The sequence below is a fragment of the Trichocoleus sp. DQ-A3 genome (assembly GCF_039961975.1).
Classification (GTDB): Bacteria; Cyanobacteriota; Cyanobacteriia; order Cyanobacteriales; family FACHB-T130; genus FACHB-T130.
In genome coordinates this window covers 85,739-109,890 of record NZ_JAMPKC010000007.1, presented here as the reverse complement: position 1 = coordinate 109,890, position 24,152 = coordinate 85,739, and the positions used below count along the sequence as shown (strand labels likewise).

The following is a 24,152-nucleotide window of genomic DNA, read 5'->3' as shown; positions in this document are numbered from 1 at the left end:
CCCCCTCAACGACTGTTGATTGGCAATTTACGCAGACGATGTAAGTCTGGTGTTCGGGGTAGGGACTTTTTCTGTGCAGCCATACAGCATGGGTTTTGTCTAGGTTTGTTAACTTAAGTTCTCAGAAACCCTGATGAGACACGCTCTAGCAGCAAACCACTAAAATGGAAATCAACAGACAAAGATAAAGTTTATAAAACTTATTAATTTGAGGCAAAAGCGATCGTGACCCAGCATTGGCAGCATCGAATTGGCAGTCAAAGAGACTGGGTTTGGCGGGGTTGGCAGACTCGCTATACATACATCCGGGCGTCTCAACCGACACAAAAGACGACCCCCTTATTGCTGCTGCATGGATTTGGGACTTCCATTGGACACTGGCGACACAATCTAGCGGTACTCGGTCAGTCTCACACGGTTTATGCGCTGGATATGCTGGGATTTGGGGCATCCCGGAAGGCGCAGGCAGATTACAAAGTCGATCTATGGGTAGAGCAAGTTTATGATTTCTGGCGGACTTTCATTCAGCAGCCAGTAGTCTTAGTCGGAAATTCGATAGGATCGTTGGTGTGTCTGGCAGTGGCAGCCGCGCATCCAGAGATGGTGAAGGGCTTTGTGATGATGAGTTTGCCCGATCCCTCCGTGGAGGAAGAGGCAATTCCCGCCTGGTTGCGCCCCGTTGTGGCAGGGGTCAAAGGTGTTGTGGCTTCACCCGTGATTCTTAAGAATGTTTTTTATCTAGTCAGGCGTCCGTCCTTCGTCCGCAAGTGGGCTGCGATCGCTTACGCTAACCCAAATGCTGTTACTGACGAACTGGTAGATATTCTGGCAGGCCCTGCTCAAGATCGGGGTTCGGCAGCAGCATTCGGTGCCATTCTCAAAGCGATGACCAGTGCTAAATTTAGCCCCAGTGTCAAAACCTTACTGCCAACCTTGAACACCCCCATGCTCTTGATTTGGGGTCGGCAAGATAAAATGATTCCTTTTAGCGTACTGGCTCGGTTTAGGGATATCAACCCTAAGCTTCAGTTGGTTGAGCTGGATGCAGGTCACTGTCCCCATGACGAATGTCCAGATGAAGTTAACCAGATTATCCTCAACTGGCTTGAAACGATGCCTGAAGACCAGGTAGATAGCTCTACTACACCCCAAAAACAGTTAGCAGTGAGTGATTAGCTTTTCGCCAAGTAGGGTGGGCACTTCCCACCCTATCGATTTTTTCTTCTAGCCTCGAATTTCTAGGCCTCTAACTTCTAGCCAATGGTGACTTGATCGGTTTGGACACCCGTGGCACCCTCCACACTCCGGGCGACCGAGACCATTTGGTTGAGAATTTGCTGGCTGGGAACTTGTCCTTTTAGCACAACTGTGCCGCCGGTTTGGGCTACATAGAGCGTATTAATATCATCCAGATCCGGATCTTGATCGAAAGCTAGAGCAACCCGCTTGGCAAGTCCGCTTTGGTCATATTCTCCAGTTAATCCCACTCGCTCTGGGGGAATCGTCTCGCTGCTACTTGCAGTGCCGGTTGAGGCAGGAGCTTGAGCTGTCGGTGCTGGTACCGCATTAGTTTGTGCATTTTGCGGCTTTTCCATGCCAAAAAGTCTTTTTAACCAACCCATAGGTATTTTTGCTCCGAATTAAGCTGAACTACACCATTATTATGAAATTGCTAAATCAAGACATCTATCAATGAAAAGATTTAAGGTTTTCCGGGGGCTAAAAATCCCTAAATATACAGAGATAGCCGTTTTTTTGTAGCCAAGGGGTGCTATACAGTAACATTAAGATGTAGCTTCGTTAACGTAATTTCTGTTAACATTGCCTTCGCATACCGTGTAGGTAGTAAGTCTTTGCTAACGTACTGCTTACAACCCACGTAGCTTCTTGTAGGGAAGCAAAATATTGCTTAGCGTGTTGAAAGCAACATCGCGCCTCCGCCTGTTTTGTATAAAATGAAACATACCCTTTCAGTTTTGGTTGAAGATGAAGCTGGAGTCCTGACTCGGATTGCCGGTTTGTTTGCCCGTCGGGGATTTAATATTGAAAGCCTTGCTGTTGGACCAGCTGAACAGCTCGGAATCTCCCGGATTACAATGGTCGTGCCGGGAGATGACCGGGTAATCGAGCAACTCACCAAGCAGCTCTACAAGCTGGTGAATGTACTGAAAGTCCAGGATATAACGGATACTCCGTGTGTAGAACGAGAGCTGATGTTGCTGAAGGTGAATGCTACCAGCTCCAATCGCTCGGAAGTGATTGAACTGGCTCAGGTTTTCCGCGCTAGGGTAGTAGACATTGCGGAGGATGCGCTCACTTTAGAAGTGGTGGGAGATCCAGGCAAATTGGTGGCGATTGTTCAAGTGCTGAATAAATTTGGTTTGCGTGAAATTGCTCGTACCGGCAAAATCGCCCTTACCCGCGAGTCGGGTGTTAACACAGAGTTTCTCAAGTCTCTGGAAGCTAAGCTTTAATCGAGGTAAGGGAATTTTTCAGCTTGCTGATGCGGGAAGTAGAGAGAAGCATCAATTTTCCTCGCTCGGCGATCGCGCTTTTTATCATCTGTTCTTCTTTTCTATTCGCGCTTATTTTCTCCGAGTCTCCAGTCTACTGAGTCTGGCTCGGAGCTTTTTTAGTAAGGTACTCCAAACGACTTTCCAGGAAATCTACCCAATCGCTCTTATTCCCTGGCTTCCTACTTGCCCTGTGTAGCCAAAGACTGGCATAGCTATAGAAGCGTGAGATTAGAGGTTCCCTTCCCGGAGTAGGCAAGGAATCCCCTTGAGTACAACTTTGTCCTAAACATTCGCAAAAGTTTCCGGATGAGCTGATGCCTACCTCGGATTAGAGGAACTCGACTGTATCAGGAGCGGTTAGAGTTCAGTTCTTGCTCACGACAGATACTATTTTCTTTTATCAGAAAAATCGTTTATTCTCTGATAACTACATAATAAGATGTGAGTTGCCGAAACAGCCGTCAAGAACCTCTGCTAAAGGGGGAGTTGCGAACCTAGTTGGTTCGCAAACCATTCCTGGATGCCAATGCTGGGAGCAATACCGAAAATTCCTGCTGGGTAGGCAGTTCCAGATGGTTCCCTATCTGGATTCTTTATAAGACTCTTGGCTTAAGCCCCTAGGAAAAGAGACATCTTGGCAGAAATGAGTGGAGGAACTCATTTTAATCAACGATTTCTGGGAATCATAAAACTCACGTATAACAAAGCTGCCTGACGATAATTCTGGCGAATTATCAGTCAATTGCAAATGCAAAACCTAAGCAGCTCCGAAGCCGGTTCATCTGATTAAAAATAGTATTTGTGCCTATTCGTTTTTAAAATACCGCTACTGCTAAAGCATTGGCAGAGGAATATTGTCTATCGAACGCGCAGGCCAAACGTAGAAGCAATGACCGATCTGAGCCGACCAGAAGAGGCAGATGCATACAACCAACGCTCATTAAAGACGCTCTTGAGAGCGATCGCCCTTTCTCAGGGGCAATTCTCGCTAATTTTGGTGCGCTGCAACTATAGCTTGTTGCAACAGCGGATGGTGCAGCAGGTACGGGAACAAAATCCGTTTCCCGTGCGCGAGGTGATATTAGCAGATTCGGTCAAGACGCTTTACAACCCCATCTTGGAAGCGCTGGAAGAGCCAGGGAATACGTCTCGACAAACAGAAATATTGTCCGCCGCGATGATCTTAGGGCTGGAGTCGGTAATCGCTCTCGATCAGCTGCTGACCTCAACCAATCAAGTACGCGATGAATTTCGCGCTCAGTTTCCTTTCCCCCTCGTGTTGTGGCTCTCCGACGCGGTGCTACAAAAGCTGATTCGGTTTGCGCCAGATTTCAAAAGCTGGGCAGCTTCTTCGATCCGGTTTGTGATGTCAGGGGATGAGTTAATCGAATTATTGCGGCAGAAAGCGGACTCTCTATTTGCCAGAGAGCTAGATTCTAGCAATTTTGAGTTGTTGCACCATTCCGCTCTCGATTTAGTTGTTGGTTCCCAGCATCGCCTAGAACTGGAGTCGGCCTTAACAGATTTGCGGCGTCGCGGGCAACAATTGGAGCCTCAACTACAGGCAAGTCTCGAATTTGTGCGGGGGCGCAATGACTACGCTACCGATCAAATCCAGTCAAGCATTGCCCATTATCAACGAAGTCTGGCTTATTTCAAGACTGAAGACTCAGAACTGTTAGCAAAGCGCCACGAAGTACGGACTGGGGAAAACATCAGAAATGAGGGTCAAGAGGCAAGCACCACGATTTCCGATTCTCTGTGTGTCGTTAGTCCTCAGCACTCAGTCCTAAAAGTGGGTTTGCTGCTGTTTCACTTGGGGCAATGCTATACCCGTTTGGCTAACTTGCGACCGGAAATGAGCCGCCAGCACTGGAAGCAAGCGAGAGATTATTTTCAGCAGTGCATTGAAGTTTTTGAGGAAGCTCAACGTCCAGAACTGGTTGCTAAGTTTATTTCATTCCTTTGTGAAGTGCTGCGGCGTTTGGAAGCGTGGGCGGATTTGCAGGAGCTGGCAGAAAAAGCTTTGATCCTGCATCAAACTTATGATGCAAACCTCCAGCAGGCTCAAGATTTTGGCTTTCTGGCGGAGGTGGCGCTTAACCAGTCCAATTGGATAGAAGCGTATCAGCAAGCGACTCTGGCACTTTCAACGCTGGCGGAAGAAACGTTCCAGACAACTTCTGCCTCAATCCCGCAATCTCAGTACGAAAGTTTATATTTGTTGCTGCTGGCACAGTCTCAGAAACATTTGGGACAGCGGCAAGCTACCGCCGCGATTCAAAACTTGGAACAGGCGCTCAACAAGTGTAACCATCAGTACGATCCCCATTTATGTTTGCGGATTCTCAAGGCACTGCGATCGCTCTACTTTCAGCAGGGTGATTATCTGCAAGCCTTTCAACTGAAGCAAGAGCAGCGTTCCCTGGAGCATCAATACGGGTTCCGTTCTTTTACAGGTGCCGGACGCCTACAGCCTTACCGGCAGGCTCTGAACCCAGGCGTCACATCTGGAGGAGATATGCGCTTGGGAGGGTCGATTCCCCAGGAAATTGCTGCTTCTGGTCGGCAGCAGGATGTCACTCGCCTCATTGACCGGATCGGCCGCAATGACTACAAATTGATTGTGATTCACGGTCCTTCTGGAGTTGGTAAAAGCTCAATTATCACTGCTGGGTTAGTTCCAGCACTCCAGCTCAAAAGCATCGGCGCACGCGATGTTTTACCTGTCGTTATCGAAGTTTATAAAGATTGGGTAGGGACGCTGGCAAGACAATTATCGAAGGAACTCAGACTCAGAAACCAGGAATCAGAACTCCCTTTAGAGGAGGAAGACGCCCAACACCTTCCCGTCCCGATCGCGTCCGGACAGGAGTCAGAAGATAGCAGCGAAGTGAGAACGGGCGGAGAAACTTTATCTTTACAGGAAATCTTAGAAGAAAGCGATCGCGCTGAAGAAATGCCAATGTCTGCGGTTCCGCCGACACTACTTGCTGCCAACCTCCTAGAACAGTTGCGACACAATAGCGATCGCAATCTGTTAACCGTTCTGATTTTTGACCAGTTTGAAGAATTCTTTTTCGTCTGTACTAATCCAGCGATGCGGCGGCAGTTTTATGAATTTTTGCGCGACTGCCTCAACATTCCCTTTGTAAAAGTTATTTTGTCTCTGCGAGAAGACTATCTACATTATTTACTAGAGTGCGAACGACTCCAGTATTTAGATGTCATAAATAACGACATTTTAAACCAAGATATTCGCTACTATTTGGGGAATTTTTCTAAGCCGGATGCGCGGCAGATTGTTAAAAGCTTAACCGAACGCTCTCCATTTTTTTATTTAGAGCCACAGTTAATTAATCGGTTAGTGGAAGATTTGGCTGAAGAACTGGGAGAGGTGCGCCCCATTGAATTGCAATTAGTGGGTGCCCAATTGCAGGAAGAAGAAGACAAAATCACCACAATGCAACAGTATCAGCAATTGGGAGCGAATCCGAAAGCCGAACTGGTTGAGCGATTTCTGAAAAAAGTCATTGCTGATTGTGGTATCGAAAATGAAGCTTTGGCTTGGAACGTTTTATTTTTATTGACGAACGAGAAAGGAACGCGACCCCTGAAGACGAAGCAAGAGCTGGCAACCGTATTGCAGCTTGAGGCGGAAAGAGCAGTGGGCGGGGAAATGCCTCTACTAGACTTAATTTTAGAAATTCTTGTAGGATCTGGTTTGGTTTTCGTAATTTGGGAAGGGTCAGAAGCCCGTTACCAATTGGTTCATGATTATCTAGTCGATCGGATTCGTCAAAAATCCGATCTGAACTTGAAAGCCCAATTAGCACAAAGTGAGGAAAAGCTGTATCAGGCACGGAAACAACAATTGCGAACGATCGGCGTCGGCATTATGATGACAATCCTGGCAGTTTCTGCCGGAGGATTTGCGCTGCGAGCCGAAGCTCAAAGAAAGCTGGCAGCGATCGCGCAAACAAATGCTCAACTCACCGCCCTGAGTGCTTCTTCCGAAACGCTCTTTGTCTCCTACAAAGAATTTGATGCCTTAATTGAAGCCTTGAGGGCAGGGAAAAGCCTCGAAAGTGCAGTTGGGGTAGAACCCGATACCCAAATGCGCGTCGTTACGGCGATGCAGCAGGCAATCTACGGAGTACAAGAACGCAATCGCTTGGAAGGACATCGTGATGTCGTTTGGAGCGTCAGCTTTAGCCCCGATGGTCAGACAATTGCCTCTGCCAGCGTCGATAAAACGGTAAAACTTTGGCGGCGCGATGGCAAGATCCTGAAAACCTTGTCAGGTCATCGTGAGAGCGTCACCAGCATCAGTTTTAGCCCTAACGGTCGCCTCTTAGCTTCGACTGGTTCTGACAAGACAATAAAACTTTGGCAAACAGACGGTACTTTACTAAGAACGATTGACAAAGCACACGGTAGTTTGGTTAATCACGTCAGCTTTAGCCCAAACGGTCAAATATTAGTTTCGGCAAGCGATGACAAAACGGTAAAGCTTTGGAACTATCGCACCAGCAAGTTGCTGAAAACATTGAAACACAACGGAAAAGTTACCAGCGCCACTTTTAGCCCGGATGGTCGATTTTTAGCATCGGCGAGTGACGACAAAACAGTGACAATCTGGAACATGGCTTCCATGACGGTCGAGCAACCCTACAAAATCCTCAAGGGACATACTGGCAAAGTAACCAACCTCAATTTCAGTCCCGATAAGCAGTTGTTAGCTTCAGCAAGCGATGACAAAACAGTCAGGCTTTGGAACTACCAAACTGGACAAACGATCCGGGTTCTTCAGGGACACAGTGACTGGGTGTTTGGAGCGAGTTTTAGTCCGAATAGCCAGATGATTGCCTCTGCCAGTAATGACAATACAATGAGACTCTGGCATCGCAACGGGAAGCTGCTGAAAATCCTGCGGGGACATAGTGATGGGGTGACAAGTGTTAGTTTTAGCTCCGATGGTCAGACGATTGCTTCTAGTAGTTACGATAAAACTGTCAAATTCTGGCGACTTAATGATATGTCGCGCACTGTTTTAAGAGGACATACGGATCAGATATATGATGTGAGTTTCAGTCCCGATGGTCAGATGGCTGCCTCTGCCAGTCAAGATAATTCAGTGAAGTTGTGGGACAGAAGCGGTTCTTTGATCGCTACGTTGAATGGACATAAAGATCGGGTAAATAGCGTGAGTTTTAGCCCCGACTCTCAGTTAATTGCTTCTGCTTCTCGTGACAAGACGTTGAAACTCTGGAATCGCTCGGGTACGCTTCTCAACCCCCTGAATGAGCCAAATAAGCACAGCGATTGGGTTTTGGATGTGGCGTTTAGTCCCAATGCCAAAATGATTGCTTCTGCTTCTCGTGATAAGACGGTAAAACTTTGGGATACTTCGGGCAATTTGATTAAAACTTTAACTGGGCATCGCGATCGCGTTAATGCAGTGGCTTTTAGCCCCGACGGGGAATTACTGGCGACTGCTAGCGACGATCATACGGTCAAACTCTGGACTGCCGAGGGAAAATATCTGCAAACCTTACCGGGACATAGTGGTTGGGTTTTGGATGTCGCTTTTAGCCCGGATAGTCAGCTAATCGCATCCGCGAGTTATGACAATACGGTTAAACTTTGGCGGCGCGATGGTTCTTTATATCGAACTTTGAAAGGGCATACGGATAGCGTTGCTCACGTTAGTTTTAGCCCGGATGGTCAAATTCTAGCCACGACGACCTGGGAAAACACGGTGCAATTGTGGCGACTGGATGACACGTTAATTAAAACGCTCCCAGGTCATAGCGATCGCGTTACCAGTGTGAGTTTCAGTCCAGATGGCAAGATTCTTGCTTCTGCCAGTAAGGACAAAACCGTGATGTTGTGGAATCTGGATCTCGATAATCTGCTGGCACGCAGTTGTAGTTGGGTGCAGGACTATTTAGAAAACAATCCCAAAGTCCGAGACAGCGATCGCCTACTTTGTGATAATTAGTGGTTTTGGGTCATTCTATGATGAACCGCGTTGGCGAAGAGAGCGCCAAAGAAGAAAAATGAAAGAAGTTTATAAATAAATGAGAATTGCTAAATAACAAGCTGAAATGCTTAATGAGTAAGAGTTTTGGTGTACCCCACGCGAACGAAGATTGCTAGAGGAACGTGGGCAGTAGAAACTAGGGCTTTGAACTATAAACTAATGACTAATTGACTCATCTCTAACAACAATGGCAAACGTTCGCTTAGAAGGAATTACCCGAAAATTTAATAATGCTACTGCGATTGAGGATATTTCCTTCGAGGTGCCGGATGGGCAGTTCTGGGTGATGGTGGGACCTTCCGGTTGTGGCAAATCCACGATTTTGCGGACAATTGCGGGTTTGGACACGCAAAGTAGCGGCAATCTCTACATTGGGAATGTCCTGATGAATGAGATTCCTGCTAGGGCAAGAGATGTGGCGATGGTGTTCCAAAATTACGCCCTCTACCCGCACATGACCGTTGCTAAAAATTTAGCTTTTGGTCTGCGGATGCGTGGGACTGACGCGAAAACGATGCAGGAACGAGTAGAGACGGTCGCGCGATCGCTCGATATCGCCCATCTCCTCGACCGCAAACCCAAGCAGCTATCGGGGGGACAACAGCAACGGGTGGCATTAGGGAGAGCGATCGCTCGTCAACCCCAAGTATTCTTACTAGATGAACCCCTCTCTAACCTAGATGCCCAGCTGCGAGACGATACCAGGGCAGAACTCAAGCAATTGCACCAACAAGTGGGAATTACCACGATCTACGTCACTCACGATCAGGTAGAGGCGATGACCCTAGCGGATCGAATTGTGGTACTCAATCGCGGTCGGATTCAACAAATTGGCGACCCGCAAACAATTTATGCGCGACCGGCAAATTTGATGGTTGCTACATTCTTAGGCAATCCACCGATGAATATTCTCCACGCGACTTATACGGGTGAAGTTTTTCAGGTGGGGGATCAGGCTTTATCTTGTCCTCCAGCGCTTCAGGACAAGTTGCAACTCAGACAGGGACAGGGCATAGAGTTAGGGATTCGCCCAGAGCATATAACAACTAAAAATGAAAAATTAAAGATTAAAAACGAACAAGAACCCGAAGCCTTTGGTCGGGACGGGGTCTTGCCTCTACAGCACTCACTGCTGATGGTTGAGGTGAAGGTTGTAGAACCGCTGGGACGGGAGACACTGATTCGGGCGAATTTACCGGCGTCTGGGGTACCGATCAATATCCAGGCAGCTTCAGATTGGCGGGGTCATTCCGGCGATCGCATTTCTGTACAGCTCGACCTCAACCAGTTATTTGTCTTTGACCCCACCACGGGCGATGCTCTGTTTCCTTAAGAATTCGCGACTTGTTAACAGCTTTGGAAATGTTTCTCAACAACTTGCAATATTCTCTCAGCAGAACGACCATCGCCAAAGGGATTAATTGCCGTTGCCATTGCTTGATAAGCACTGCGATCGCTGAGGAGTTCTGTTGCCGCTGCAAGAATTTGATTGGGTTCTGTTCCTACTAATTTTGCAGTTCCCGCTGCTACCGCCTCTGGTCGTTCGGTGGTTTCTCTCAATACCAGTACCGGCTTCCCCAAACTCGGTGCTTCCTCCTGCAATCCTCCAGAATCAGTCAATACCAAATAACAGCGTTGAATCGCCCCCACCAGTTCGGCGTAATCTAACGGTTCTGTTAAGAAGATTCTGGGATGATTACCGAGAAGTTCTTGTAGCGGTTCTCTCACAGTCGGGTTGCGATGGAGCGGCAACAGTAATGCAGTATCCGAAAATTTATCTAATATTTGGAGAAATCCCTCCGCAATTCCCCGCAGGGGTTCTCCCCAGTTCTCGCGTCGGTGGACTGTTGCCAGTAGCGTGCGATATCCACTCCAGTCCAAACCGGGAATCGGGCAATCCGGCTGACTTTTCGCCACGGTTAATAAAGCATCGATGACTGTATTCCCAGTGTGGTGAACTTCGCCAGTGACGCCAGAACGTTGCAGATTTTCTACCGCTAGGGTTGTGGGGGCAAAATGCAGCTGAGTTAGCTGAGAAATTAATCGCCGATTGGCTTCTTCTGGGTAAGGATTAAAAAGCTCGTCGGTGCGTAATCCTGCTTCTACATGACCGACCGGAATTTTTTGATAAAACGCTGCTAAAGCTGCTGCAAAGGCTGTGGTTGTATCTCCTTGAACTACTACCAAATGAGGCTGTAACTGTTTAAATACAGTTTCCAATCCTCGCAAACTACGACAAGTAATATCTGTCAGAGTTTGTTGATGTTGCATAATTTCTAAATTTTGGTCGGCATTCAGCCCAAATAGCTGCATGACTTGCTCGACCATCTCTCGATGTTGACCCGTCAATATTACGTGAGTTTGAAAAGTTAGCGATTCCTGAAACTGTTGGATAACAGGTGCTAGCTTAATGGCTTCCGGACGGGTTCCCAGTGTGATGCAAACTTTGATAGGAGATGGCGGCATGGAAATTTAGCTTAATTGGGAATAATCGGGACAGACGCGCGATCGCGCTTCTCTTCCCATCCTACGCTTGCCATTTTCCTACGAAAAGACCCGGCAGGTGCCGGGTCGCAGAACTCTTGCAGACAATAGACTAACTTTTTAAAAGCGTTCACAGGCCATTCAAGAATCTAGATCGCAGGTTAGTGGGCAAGCTGCATAGACAGAGGTATGTAGCGGATTGGCTTCACCATGCAGCCAGTGCAACCAACGAACTTCTTGAGGATTAACACCCTTTAGGGTTAGCAATGCCGCACCAGCGACAACTGCCAAAATATTCCCGCCAATTAAAGCTCCAGCGACCAACAAAACTGCGCTAACCGGCAGTACAGATTGTAAAGCGATCGCTAACAAAGCGCCAACCGTAACCATCAAAACAACTAAGGGGAAACCCACCACCAGCAAGCAAACCCCTAAAGTAAAAGTCCAGATCAAAAAGCTCTTGACCATAGACAATGAATACACTTTTGCCAAACCTTGATTGTGACTTAATTGCACGATTTTTTCTCCTGATAGTCAAAGAACAAATTTATATGCGGAAAATGACTTTTAATCGATCCCCTAGTATCGACTAAGTGAAAATCAGTATAGTTAATCCTTTTCTTTAGATGAGCCGTTCTTAACCAAAATTTACAGTCAATCCAGAAGATTTATGGATGCGAAACTTTTCCAAATGCTCTATATTAGACTGCCTTATAAAACGACCATCATCCAAAAGATAGAAATTTGAAGAGGTTCTAGGTTTCAGTCTTTTCCACCAATCGAGCAATTTTGTAGCCCAAGCAGTGGCAGAGCGAAACAACCAAACCCGCTTTCAGTACGCTTAACATATCTTATAACTTTCAACGGGTATTCTCATAAACCAGCTCATCTAGGGCTAACGGGTAAACCGCCGCCAGACGGCTAAGTTGCCACTGCTGCTGTTTTGAGCTGGTAAGAGAATTTTTGGTGTTGAATGTTAGCGAACCAAAAGTTTTGGGAAAACTAGGAATAGGAGTTTTTAAGGCTCCTCAAATAAAAGCTGTGGCGTGTTCCACCGAATCGCTTTGCATCTTAAAAGAACGTATTCGCGGGCTATCCTTAGCTTTTTTTGTAACGATTCCTACAAATTTTCAATCAGTGGTAGTTGAAAGATGACAGAACCGCAGCGTCCGCCCATGTCACCACCGCCTCCACCCCGCGTTCCCCCACCACCCCCGCCAGGAATGCGACCTCCGGCTAGGGATACAGCTGCCACCGTTTCCACTCAGCAGCAGCCCATGCAAACGATGCAGATGACTGCGCCGCCCTCTCCCCATGCAGCGGCAAGTGCAGGGGCAGCTTCTGTATCTGCTCCACCGAAAGCGGCTCCTCCAGCAGCGGGGACAGGAGTTCGATCCCCTGCTACAGCTGCTTCGGCAGCATCAGCAACAGCAGCAACGGTGGTGGCTCGAACGGCTGCAAGGGGTCCAGGTCCTAGTCCCGGACAGCCCACCTTAAAGGAAATCGTCGTTAAAGCTCATGAAAACGGAATTTCCGACATTCATGCAGGTGTCGGTGAAATTCCTCGCTACCGCAAACGGGGCGACATGGAGATGACCGATTATCCGCAGACGGATGAAGCGACATTCATGAGCTGGTTGCGAGAGGTGATGACTGATGCTCAGATTCGGGAATTTGAAGAGCGCTTAGACTTTGACGGCGTTACCCAGTATGAATTCTCTCGCGCCCGGATTAATGTGTTTGGTTCGATGCGCGGTCCAGCGATGGTGATGCGATTGATTCCAAACAATATTCTGACTTTGGAGCAACTGCGGTTGCCAGAGGTGTTTAAGGATATTTCCCATTACCATAAGGGATTGATTTTGGTCACAGGCCCAACGGGTTCGGGTAAATCCACCACGATGGCTGCCATGATTGACTACATCAATAAGGAGATGGCAAAGCACATCATCACGATTGAAGACCCGATTGAGTTTGTTCATACGAGTCGCAAGTCGCTGATTAAGCACCGGGAAGTAGGGTTGAACACCTTAAAGTTCGACAATGCGCTGAAAGCCGCTTTGCGGGAAGATCCCGATCTGATTCTGGTTGGGGAAATGCGAGATAAAGAAACGGTTAACACTGCTCTCAAAGCGGCGCAAACGGGTCACTTGGTGATGGGGACGCTGCACACCAATAGCGCTGTGAAAACGATTGAGCGGATTCTCAACCTCTACTCAGCAGAAGAACAGCATTCGATGAAGATAGCGATCGCTGAATCTCTGGTGGCGATCATTTCCCAAGGATTATGCAAAACGACCGATGGCAAGCGTGCGGCTTTCCACGACATCCTGATTAATACCGAAGCAATCAAGGACTACATTAAGGAGGGTAAGTACGAAGAAATTACGGGAATCATGCTAGGCTCCAGCTTTGACGGCATGATGACAATGAACAAAGCCCTCCTCGACCTCTACCATGAGGGTCGAATCACCGAAGAGACTGCTCTGGAAATGTCGCCCACTCCGAATGAGATGGCTCAGTTCCTCCGAGGTCGGGTGTAACAATTAAAAATGTAAAATTAAAAATTAAAAATGGAAGAAGGGTTTCTTCTTTCATTTTTATTATTTTGGCGCTTTTTCTTGACTCAAGATCCACTCTCTCTTCCCCAGCTCTTTAAAGGTATTGCCCTGTTTACGCCAGGGGGAGACTTAATTTATTGCATCGATCCCAATAAGCAGAGCCACTGGCACCTACATCTGTGTGCTGGGCTTCAAGAAATGCTGGGATTACCCGAACCTCCCCATTTTCTAGTGCCAGCGTATACCGCGACGATCGATCGGTGGCTCGATCCTTACACCCAGCAGTTACGAATTGCCGCTGAGGTTTATTTGCCGGTACGACGGCATCAGGCATTGCTGAATGGGATTTTCCAGAATAGCAACTTGCAAAATTGGCAAGTTGCTCCTTGGCCTTCAGAATTAGGCGATCCTATCGTATTAGAAACTTATCGGCACCAATTTCCCCAACTTTGGGAAAATCACGATTTGATTGTGCGCTTAGAACGCACGGGTTTCCAGCCTTCATTCCGCCCAGGTTCGACGCCTGGGTATGTTCTGCGCCTGTTTGTTTCCGGTCATAATGGCTCTACCGAACACACACTCCAAAGCCTGCATCAGTTGTTAGAGCAATCTCTGGGTCATCCTTACACTTTGAAAGTGATTGACATCTTCAAACATCCAGAACAGGCGGAGTCAAATCATATCTCTGCTACACCCACCCTTGTTAGAGTTTGGCCTGAACCTGTGCGACGGATTGTGGGAGATTTAGACAATATTGAGAGAGTCTTGCAGGTACTTGGGGCTGTAGATTACTGAGTAGAGGCACACGAGTGCCGTGTAATACTATTTCACCTGAAGGTCGCTACAAATATATTGCTGGAAGTGGCTGCTGACAAAATGCGATCGCTATAAGTCTTCTACAATCCAAAATCTAAAATCCCCATGTCTTGTCTCTTATTTTAATCAGCGGTAGGAATACAGACGTCTGGCGCACACAACCCCGGAAACTTCAAGGTTGTCACTTCCATCGTGGCGAGATCGACACGACGGATAGCATGGTTATTAGTATCGGCAATGTATAAATAAGAGCTAATCGCACTCACTCCTGATGGCTCAAAAAATTGGGTGCTGGTGCCTTGACCATCTTGGTTTCCTGCCGTCCCATCTCCCAAAACCGTGTTACAAATGCCGGTCTTCGGGTCAACTCGCTTAATTTTGTGGTTGTAGCTATCAGCGACCCAGAGGTAATTCTGAGCGTATTCAACGCCTAAACAATGCTGGAGTCGAACCTCAAAGCCTTTACCATCAATATCCCCAAACCCAAATAGCTCACCACTGCCACAAATTGTTCGCACCTGAGCCTTTTGACCCAGTCCGACGCCACGGATTGAGCTAATTTCGCTGTCGGCAACGTATAACTCTTGTCCGTCGGTGGTAATGCCGCTGGGTTGAGAAAAGGCAGATTCGTCTAAATTTCCATCAACGCATGATTCGGCTCCAATTCCTGCGTAGGTACCAATGATGCCGTTTTCCATCTGCATTTCCCAGATTTGGTGGACTCCTGCCATCGCAATAAACAAGCGATTTCCTACTTTTTCTAAATCCCAAGGAGAATTGAGCGGAGTTTCTCGTGCCGTACCCGTGTAGGAGCGAAGGTGATGGCTTTGTTCGCCAGTACCGGCAATTGTTTCAACCTTTTGATTCTTTAGATCGATCTGTCGCAGGGTATGATTTTCGGTATCGGCAACATAGAGAATGTCATTTTCTGCGTCGAGTGCCATACCTTGGGGAGCGAAAAATTGGGCATCTGTAAAGGAACCATCGGTTAAGCCTTGTTTGCCAGTGCCAACAATCTGTAACACTTGACCGGCAAGGGTAGCGATCGCAATCCGGTGATGTCCGGAGTCGGCGATGAACAGGCGATCGCGTGTTTCATCCGCTAACACTTTACCGGGAAAAGCCAGGGGTGTTACCAACGCAACGGTTGCCGCTGTTTTTCTAAAGTAAGGCTGAGTTCTTGAAAATTAATCGTTCCTCTCTCTTTGTGTTGTTGAATCAGCTGCAAAATCAGCTTCTCTACGACATCCTGATTTCCTTCCCCAGATACATAGCCGATGACGTAACCTTGGGGGTCAATCATCGTCAAAGTGGGCCATGCACGGACAGCATACTGACTCCAAATAGCAAAATTGCTATCGACGACGACTGGATGCTCAATGTCGTAGCGCAGAACTGCCTGACGAATGTTTTCAACTTCTTTTTCGTTGTCAAATTTGGCGGAGTGGACGCCAATCACCGTGAGGCTGTCTTTGTATTTCTGCTCCAGGTACTTCAACTTTGGCAGGACGTGCAGACAGTTGATGCAGCAATACGTCCAAAAGTCAAGAATTACCACTCTCCCTTTTAATTCACGTAAGGAAAGGGGACGATCTGTATTGAACCAGGTTTGGTTTTGGGGAAATTCTGGCGCTCTAACACGGGGCGTCATCATGTCTCCTTTTTCACTAACCGCGATGGGAACAGAGCGCTCCTCAAGAAGGATTTTGTCAAGCCGATACTGTTCGGTTAAAGATGAATCGGTGGGAATTTTAGATATTTAGAGACGCATTCGCGAAGCAGCACGGTAAGCCTGGGGCTTTCAGAGAATCAATATCCATCTATGCTCCTAGGGGCAAGGACAAAGCCCGTGCCCCTACATCTGTTGTTGAGACCGATTTATGGATTCCTGAGCAATCTCTAAGGCGTTGCAGCTTCCCCTAGCTGAGCATCCTCTGGATTTTCCGCTGTTGGGACTTCTAGTTCCGGTGTTGCCGGTTTTGATTTTTGGAAGAAACGGCTGGGGATATCTGGCTCAGATGGAGCTTGGATAATCCGCAACGGTGGAGCCGCAGCAGGTTTAGGAATCAATACGTCCTTGATATCGGCTTTTGGTTTTGCTTGAGCGAAGGTTGGGGATGATTGAGCTGATTGGGTTGTCTCTTCAGTCTTCTGCTGTACAGAATCTGTTGGCTGAGGCGAGGACGGTGGTTGTAGCAAATCTGGTTGAGCAGGTACTACCTGAAGCGGCTCTTCTGGCGCTGGCGATGGGACTATTTCCGGTAAGGCTGGCGGTAAATTGCGCGTAGGAGTATCAACACCTGCATCTGGACGCCGGAAGCGATTGAAGAATCCGCCTTTGGGTTTCTCTACCTGCTTTGGCGCTGGGGACGCTGGGGGCGTAGATGGAACCGTTTCTACTTCAGGACTTGCTTCTGGACTTGGCGTTATCTCTGGTAAAGTCCCTGGTTGAGGAATCTTTTCTGGGGGTATGGCTAAGGAAGAAGGCTCCTCAATTGCCTCAGGCACTGGCAGTGCAGGTGGTGGGCTAACTGGAGCCTCTGAACGCCGAAAACGATTAAAGAATCCGCCTTGGGGTTTTTCTAACTGTTTTGTCGCTGGGGGTGCCTCGGCTGGCTTGGCTGGCTCAACTTCAGAGGACGTCGGTTCTTCTTTACTCAGCTGCGGCGCTGGTGTTTCTTCAACGGCAGGAGGCGCTAACGGTTCCGGTGTCGGCGTCGGCGTCGGCGTGAAAGATGGCTCAGGGGTTGCTGTCGGCACTGGCGTCTTACCACTGTAGTTGGGGTTTACAATCCCGCGAGCAGCAGTCGCCGAGAGTTCCCCGCGTACCAATTTGGCAAGGGTATCTTTGCCTTTCGGTTCGTAGGTAATCAGCCGCACGGTGTTGTTGAAGACGTTTGTGACTGGATTTCCCTGTTCATCTAAAAATTCCAGTTGTACCCAGTTCTTCCCTGAGTTAAAGCCTTTGAGATAAAGGGGTTGCCATCTGTCCATGACAAAGCTTTGACCGTTTACGGTAACGCGAACTCGCCAGTCGGCAATTTCGTCGTCGGGATTGGACTGGGCGACCAAGTGCAGGGGGGCGTTAGTCAGGTAGAAGTCAAGCATAATTGGCTCGGCTCCATAACTGCCCGTGGGGCGGCTATAGGTCAACAGAGGCTGCCCTGGATCGGGGTTGTTGTCCGTTGTCTTGGTGAAAAGGTGAAAGGTTGTTTGGGCGTAAGCACCTTCGTTTTTGAAGCTCTCATGCCAGGGGCGGGAGGCAAAAACTCGCAGGGTGTGAGTTCCGGGAGCTAAATCTTCAAAGACTAGAGGCTGTTCTAAGTCATAAACGGCTTTGTAAGGCTGGTTGTCCAGGATGACATGTAAATGGGGGCCAAGACCGAGTTGGGGGTCTTTGAAGATGGGTAGATCCCGAACTTGGAGCCGCACTGCCACTGTTGTGTCTTGAAGAACTTCATCAGCTTGGGGACTGAGGATGGTGACTTGAGGCTGATAACTCTCCAACGCTGGGCGCAGCTGTTGAATGACCTCGGGGGGAGATACCTCTGAGATTTGCCCAGAGGTTAGAGAAGATGAGGGTTTGGAGGTACCTGATGGGGTCGTCAGGGCGCGATCGCCACAACTGACTAAACTTCCTACCAAAACAGTTGCCATCAGTAACGAAACTATCGTTCTTAGAGGGTTCCACCGGCGATTCATGCCCAACACGCACTCCTACTCCTTCCGCGACCAACATCAAAAATCAAGACCTGTCCATAGGGAACTATAGCCCAAAAGCATCAACTACACCCTCGCAATGCCGTGAATTTCAGGCTCTGACAACCCAGAAGACACGGATTTTAAATGAGCTAATCGTTGCGTTTTGTTAACTAAATTTAATCCCTCTTGACTTTTTAACACTAAATATGGAGGTGCAAGCTAAGTTGCATCAATACTTGACCAAATTTGAATTATTGTTAAGTGGCTCGAAATACCCAGTAAACCTAGTCCTATCATCTACAAAGATAGAGGGTGTGGTTTTACAACCCTTCCCTCTCAGCGAACCCTTTAAAACGGGTATTCCATAAATTGGGGAAAGTAGTTCTTCAAAGAGCCTGCTTTCCTACCCATTAAAATCTAATTTTCTAATGGGACAGAACTCGTTCCTTGTCTAGAGAGAGGAGAGTCCTCATGACAATCAGTCCTCCGGAGCGAGAGGAGAAAAAAGTAAGGGTTGTTGTCGATAAAGATCCAGTGCCTACTTCCTTTGAGAAGTGGTCGCAGCCGGGTCATTTTGACCGCACCCTTGCTAGAGGTCCAAAAACCACCACGTGGATTTGGAACCTTCACGCCCTCTCGCATGATTTCGATAGTCATACCAGTGACTTAGAAGACGTATCTCGGAAAATTTTTGCCGCGCACTTTGGTCACTTAGCCGTGATCTTCATCTGGCTAAGCGGTATGTATTTTCATGGCGCTAAGTTTTCAAACTACGAAGCTTGGCTAGCTAATCCTTTAGGCGTCAAGCCTAGCGCTCAAGTCGTTTGGCCTATCGTTGGTCAAGATATTTTGAATGCCGATGTGGGCGGTGGCTTCCACGGGATTCAAATCACCTCCGGCTTGTTCCAGGTTTGGCGGGCAGCTGGCTTCACAAACACATTCCAGCTGTACTGCACTGCCATCGGTGGCTTGGTAGCAGCAGCTCTGATGCTGTTTGCTGGCTGGTTCCACTATCACAAGCGGGCTCCCAAACTGGAATGGTTCCAGAATGTAGAGTCAATGCTAAACCACCACCTAGCTGGGTTGCTGGGTCTGGGGTGCTTGTCTTGGGCCGCTCACCAAATTCACGTGGCGCTGCCCACCAACAAGCTCCTGGATGCAGGAGTTGCCATCAAAGATATTCCGCTGCCTCATGAGTTCATCTTGAACCGTGACTTGATGGCCCAACTGTATCCCAGCTTTAACCAAGGGTTGACGCCATTCTGGACTTTGAATTGGGGCCAGTATGCTGACTTCCTGACGTTCAAAGGCGGTTTAAATCCCCAGACAGGTGGATTGTGGCTGTCAGATACGGCACACCATCACCTAGCCTTGGCAGTACTCTTCCTGATCGCCGGTCATATGTATCGGACGAACTGGGGGATTGGTCACAGCATTAAGGAAATTCTAGAGAACCACAAAGGTCCCTTCACAGGCGACGGTCATAAGGGTCTCTATGAAAACATGACCACATCCTGGCACGCGCAGTTGGGAACCAACCTTGCCATGCTGGGTTCTGTGACCATCATCGTGGCTCACCATATGTACGCGATGCCTCCGTATCCGTACCTTGCCACTGACTACGCTACTCAGTTGTCCATATTCACCCACCACATGTGGATTGGGGCATTCTTGATCGTTGGCGGAGCGGCTCACGCTACCATCTTTATGGTGCGGGATTACGATCCGGTAGTGAACCAGAACAACGTGCTGGATCGGGTGATTCGTCACCGGGATGCAATTATTTCCCACCTCAACTGGGTTTGTATCTTCCTAGGCTTCCACAGCTTTGGCTTGTACATCCACAACGACACGATGAGTGCTTTGGGTCGCCCCCAAGATATGTTCTCGGATACGGCGATTCAGTTGCAGCCGGTGTTTGCTCAGTGGGTGCAAAACCTGCACACTCTGGCTCCTGGTGGCACAGCTCCTAACCAGCTAGAACCAGTAAGTTATGCCTTCGGCGGCGGGATCGTTGCTGTAGGCGGTAAGGTGGCGATGATGCCAATCGCGCTGGGTACGGCGGACTTCATGATCCACCATATTCACGCTTTCCAAATTCACGTCACTGTTCTAATTCTGCTGAAAGGCTTCTTGTTTGCCCGTAGCTCTCGTCTGATTCCAGACAAGATGAATTTGGGCTTCCGCTTCCCTTGCGACGGTCCCGGTCGTGGTGGTACCTGCCAGGTCTCTGGTTGGGACCATGTATTCCTGGGTCTGTTCTGGATGTTCAACACCATTGCGATCGCGGTTTACCACTTCAGCTGGAAAATGCAATCCGATGTGTGGGGCACAGTCAATGCTGATGGAACGGTGGATCATATCACCGCAGGCAACTTTGCGATGAGTGCCATCACTATCAATGGCTGGTTGCGTGATTTTCAATGGGCACAAGCTGCTCAAGTAATTCAGTCTTACGGTACAGCCCTCTCAGCCTACGGTCTGCTGTTCCTGGGCGCTCACTTTGTGTGGGCATTCAGCCTGATGTTCCTATTCAGCGGTCGTGGCTACTGGCAGGAGTTGATTGAGTCGATTGTTTGGGCTCACAATAAGTTGAAGGTTGCCCCTTCTATTCAGCCTCGCGCTCTGAGCATCATTCAGGGTCGGGCCGTTGGGGTAGCTCACTTCCTCCTGGGCGCGATCGTCACGATATGGGCGTTCTTCGAGGCGCGAATCCTTTCAATAGGATGATTTAAGCCTGAGTAACGAGTGCTGAGTAAAGAGTATGATGCTCTGAGTCCTCAGCACTCAGCACTGATAATTGAGGAGACTATGGCGACAAAATTCCCCAAATTTAGCCAAGACCTCGCTCAGGACCCGACTACACGTCGGATCTGGTACGGGATTGCAACGGCTCACGACTTTGAAAGCCATGATGGCATGACGGAAGAAAATCTTTATCAAAAGATTTTCGCTACTCACTTCGGTCATGTGGCAATTATCTTCCTGTGGGCCTCTAGCCTCCTGTTCCACGTCGCCTGGCAAGGTAATTTTGAACAGTGGATTAAAGATCCGTTGAATGTGCGTCCTATCGCTCACGCGATTTGGGACCCCCACTTTGGTCAACCGGCAGTAGATGCCTTTACTCAAGGTGGTGCGACTTTTCCAGTGAATATTGCCTACTCAGGTGTTTACCACTGGTGGTACACCATCGGTATGCGGTCAAATAATGATCTGTACCAAGGTGCAGTGTTCCTAATTGTCCTGTCTGCAGTCTTCTTGTTTGCAGGCTGGCTGCACCTACAGCCCAAGTTCAGTCCTAGCCTTTCTTGGTTCAAGAGTGCCGAGCCTCGGCTGAACCACCACCTGGCAGGTCTGTTTGGCGTTAGCTCCTTGGCTTGGGCAGGTCACTTGATTCACGTTGCGATTCCCGAATCTCGCGGTCAGCACGTAGGTTGGGATAACTTCCTGACAACGCTGCCTCACCCCGCAGGCTTGGGACCGTTCTTCACCGGCAACTGGGGCGTCTACGCTGAGAACCCAGAGGCTGCTGGTCATGTGTTCGGTACCTCTCAAGGTGCAGGAACAGCGATTCTGACGTTCTTGGGTGGCTTCCATCCCCAGACACAATCGCTGTGGCTGACGGATATGGCTCATCACCACTTGGCGATCGCAGTCATCTTCATCATCGCCGGTCATATGTACCGAACTAACTTTGGGATTGGTCACAGCATCAGAGATATGCTGAACGCCAAAAACTTCTTTGGCACCAAGACTGAAGGTCAATTCAACCTACCTCACCAAGGGTTGTACGACACCTACAACAACTCTTTGCACTTCCAGTTGTCTATACACCTGGCAGCGCTGGGAACTGCTACTTCCCTGGTAGCGCAGCACATGTATGCGATGCCTCCCTATGCATTCATCGGGAAAGACTTCACAACTCAAGCAGCGCTCTACACACACCACCAGTACATTGCTGGTTTCCTGATGCTGGGAGCATTTGCCCACGCAGGTATCTTCTGGGTACGTGACTACGACCCAGAACAAAATAGAGGTAACGTCCTCGATCGAGTACTCCAGCACAAAGAAGCGATCATCTCGCACCTGAGCTGGGTCTCCCTATTCCTAGGCTTCCACACCCTAGGTCTGTACGTCCACAACGATGTTGTGGTTGCCTTCGGGACTCCCGAAAAGCAGATTCTGATTGAGCCGGTATTTGCCCAGTTCATTCAGGCTTCTCACGGAAAAGTCCTCTACGGCTTGGATACTCTCCTGTCTAATCCTGATAGCGTTGCCTCAATGGCTGGTGGCCCTTGGCTTCCCGGTTGGCTTGATGCTATCAACAACGGTACGAACTCTCTGTTCTTGACAATTGGCCCTGGCGATTTCTTGGTTCACCACGCATTCGCCCTCGCCATCCACACCACCACCCTGGTTTTGGTCAAGGGTGCGTTGGATGCTCGTGGCTCCAAGCTGATGCCCGATAAAAAGGACTTCGGCTACGCCTTCCCTTGCGACGGCCCCGGTCGTGGCGGTACTTGCGAACTCTCCGCGTGGGATTCCTTCTACCTCGCTGCGTTCTGGATGCTGAACACCATTGGTTGGGTAACCTTCTACTGGCACTGGAAGCATCTGGGCATTTGGCAAGGCAACGTGGCTCAGTTCAATGAGTCTTCTACTTACCTCATGGGCTGGCTGCGCGACTACCTCTGGCTGTACTCCGCTCAGTTGATCAACGGGTATAACCCCTACGGCATGAATAACCTGGCGGTTTGGGACTGGATGTTCCTGTTCGGACACCTAGTTTGGGCTACTGGTTTCATGTTCCTGATCTCTTGGCGTGGTTACTGGCAAGAGTTGATCGAAACCCTTGTCTGGGCACACGAGCGCACTCCTCTGGCGAACTTAGTTCGTTGGAAGGACAAGCCGGTTGCTATGTCCATCGTCCAAGGTCGCGTGGTTGGTCTAGCTCACTTTGCAGTTGGCTATGTCTTGACCTACGCCGCCTTCCTGATTGCCTCTACTGCTGGTAAATTTGGTTGATCTCCTGTAGTTCGCTGAATCAATGCATTTTAGGTAATTAAAACAAAATCCCCTGCCTTCTGGTAGGGGATTTTTTTATAAGATTGTCTTGGCTAAAATTCTCAAGGAAAATGTAGCTTAAAACGGCGAAGTATTTTATATAAAATGTCTAATAAAATAGCAACTGTGAGTAACTTAAACATTAATGGCATCACCCATGAGCTAATAAAGATTCAAGAGCAAAATAGTAATTGTAGTTTGTGGCAATTTAGAAGCTTAATCAGTGCTAATCAATATCTTCGGCTATATAAAATTTTTTTAAAATATGTTCCTAAAGGAAGTGAAGTATTAGATTGGGGTTGTGGGAACGGTCATTTTTCTTATTTCTTAGTAAAGGCTGGCTATAAAACCTCTGGATTTGCTTTTGAGGACTTTTGTGTTCGGGAAACTCTAAACAGCTCAACTTATGAATTTAGAAAAGGGAGTGCTGAAGATCCAACAGCCATTCCCTATCCAGATAATAAATTCAATGCAATCGTATCTGTAGGGGTTTTAGAGCATGTCAGAGAGACTGGAGGAAATGAAATTACCAGCTTACGGGAAATCTTCCGTTTGCTCCAACCAGGTGGCGTTTTTATCTGTTACCATTTTCCGAATCAGTTTAGTCTGATTGAAGCGATCGCTTCCCGGTTGCCTAACAAATATCATCATCAATATCGTTATACTCGCCAGTCAATCACAACTCTCTGCCAAGAAACCGGATTTGAGGTTCTAGAAGTCCAGCGTTATGGTTTTCTACCCAGAAATATGTGGGGCGTATTTCCCAAAGCAATCGGAAATTTCCCACTGCTGGCATGGAGCTGGGATTTTTTAGATGACATTTTGGCATATCCTTTCTCTGTAGTCTGTCAAAACTACTTGTTTGTCGCTAGGAAACCCTTGGCAAAATCCTCTGAATGATGATCGCAAGCCTTTGGTAGCAGCGTACAAAGCGATCGCTCTTTTAGGTGACTTAAACGCGAT

The 24,152-nt window shown here is 48.3% G+C and carries 13 protein-coding genes and 1 pseudogene; 9 read left to right on the top strand and 5 right to left on the bottom strand.

Going from position 1 to position 24,152, the window contains the following annotated elements:
- Window positions 1-225: 225 nt before the first annotated feature.
- On the top strand, window positions 226-1,176 hold the full coding sequence (locus NDI44_RS13745) for an alpha/beta fold hydrolase (RefSeq protein WP_190410344.1): 951 nt from the start codon (window positions 226-228) through the stop codon (window positions 1,174-1,176).
- Between the two features lie 77 nt (window positions 1,177-1,253).
- Here NDI44_RS13745 and NDI44_RS13740 read toward each other — a convergent pair whose 3' ends face one another.
- On the bottom strand, window positions 1,254-1,622 hold the full coding sequence (locus NDI44_RS13740; protein WP_190410343.1) for a BON domain-containing protein: 369 nt from the start codon (window positions 1,620-1,622) through the stop codon (window positions 1,254-1,256).
- Between the two features lie 333 nt (window positions 1,623-1,955).
- Between NDI44_RS13740 and ilvN the strand changes: the two genes are divergently transcribed.
- The 3 genes from ilvN to NDI44_RS13725 all read left to right on the top strand — a co-directional run bounded on the left by ilvN (window position 1,956) and on the right by NDI44_RS13725 (window position 9,895).
- Window positions 1,956-2,474, top strand: a complete 519-nt coding sequence (ilvN, locus tag NDI44_RS13735; RefSeq protein ID WP_190410342.1) for an acetolactate synthase small subunit — start codon at window positions 1,956-1,958, stop codon at window positions 2,472-2,474.
- A 931-nt stretch (window positions 2,475-3,405) separates the two neighbouring features.
- Complete coding sequence (locus NDI44_RS13730) at window positions 3,406-8,520, top strand: hypothetical protein (protein WP_190410341.1); 5,115 nt, start codon at window positions 3,406-3,408, stop codon at window positions 8,518-8,520.
- Between the two features lie 229 nt (window positions 8,521-8,749).
- The gene (locus tag NDI44_RS13725; protein ID WP_190410340.1) at window positions 8,750-9,895 is read left to right on the top strand and encodes an ABC transporter ATP-binding protein; all 1,146 of its coding nucleotides are present in this window, start codon (window positions 8,750-8,752) and stop codon (window positions 9,893-9,895) included.
- 14 nt (window positions 9,896-9,909) lie between these two features.
- Here NDI44_RS13725 and wecB read toward each other — a convergent pair whose 3' ends face one another.
- Together wecB and NDI44_RS13715 are read right to left on the bottom strand one after the other, a co-directional pair.
- On the bottom strand, window positions 9,910-11,028 hold the full coding sequence (gene wecB, locus NDI44_RS13720; RefSeq protein ID WP_190410339.1) for a UDP-N-acetylglucosamine 2-epimerase (non-hydrolyzing): 1,119 nt from the start codon (window positions 11,026-11,028) through the stop codon (window positions 9,910-9,912).
- Between the two features lie 159 nt (window positions 11,029-11,187).
- Window positions 11,188-11,562 carry a hypothetical protein gene (locus tag NDI44_RS13715; protein WP_190410337.1) on the bottom strand — a complete coding sequence of 125 codons (375 nt, stop codon included), beginning with the start codon at window positions 11,560-11,562 and terminating at the stop codon, window positions 11,188-11,190.
- Between the two features lie 635 nt (window positions 11,563-12,197).
- On the opposite strand from NDI44_RS13715, the gene NDI44_RS13710 reads away from it, so the two are divergent.
- Both NDI44_RS13710 and NDI44_RS13705 read left to right on the top strand, forming a co-directional pair.
- Entirely contained in the window at window positions 12,198-13,589 is a 1,392-nt protein-coding gene (locus NDI44_RS13710) for a type IV pilus twitching motility protein PilT (protein WP_190410336.1), read from the top strand.
- 30 nt (window positions 13,590-13,619) lie between these two features.
- The gene (locus NDI44_RS13705; RefSeq protein ID WP_190410335.1) at window positions 13,620-14,402 is read left to right on the top strand and encodes a circadian clock KaiB family protein; all 783 of its coding nucleotides are present in this window, start codon (window positions 13,620-13,622) and stop codon (window positions 14,400-14,402) included.
- A 143-nt stretch (window positions 14,403-14,545) separates the two neighbouring features.
- Here NDI44_RS13705 and NDI44_RS13700 read toward each other — a convergent pair.
- A pseudogene (locus NDI44_RS13700) lies at window positions 14,546-16,074 on the bottom strand (thioredoxin-like domain-containing protein).
- Between the two features lie 248 nt (window positions 16,075-16,322).
- The gene (locus NDI44_RS13695; protein ID WP_190410334.1) at window positions 16,323-18,125 is read right to left on the bottom strand and encodes a hypothetical protein; all 1,803 of its coding nucleotides are present in this window, start codon (window positions 18,123-18,125) and stop codon (window positions 16,323-16,325) included.
- Window positions 18,126-18,596: 471 nt separating this feature from the next.
- Here NDI44_RS13695 and psaA point away from each other — a divergent pair, with 471 nt between their 5' ends.
- From psaA to NDI44_RS13680, 3 genes are all read left to right on the top strand, one after another.
- Window positions 18,597-20,855, top strand: coding sequence for a photosystem I core protein PsaA (psaA, locus tag NDI44_RS13690; RefSeq protein ID WP_190410333.1), 2,259 nt, complete (start codon window positions 18,597-18,599; stop codon window positions 20,853-20,855).
- An 81-nt stretch (window positions 20,856-20,936) separates the two neighbouring features.
- Complete coding sequence (psaB, locus tag NDI44_RS13685; RefSeq protein WP_190410332.1) at window positions 20,937-23,150, top strand: photosystem I core protein PsaB; 2,214 nt, start codon at window positions 20,937-20,939, stop codon at window positions 23,148-23,150.
- A gap of 144 nt (window positions 23,151-23,294) precedes the next feature.
- The gene (locus tag NDI44_RS13680; protein WP_190410331.1) at window positions 23,295-24,089 is read left to right on the top strand and encodes a class I SAM-dependent methyltransferase; all 795 of its coding nucleotides are present in this window, start codon (window positions 23,295-23,297) and stop codon (window positions 24,087-24,089) included.
- The last annotated feature ends 63 nt before the right edge of the window (window positions 24,090-24,152 follow it).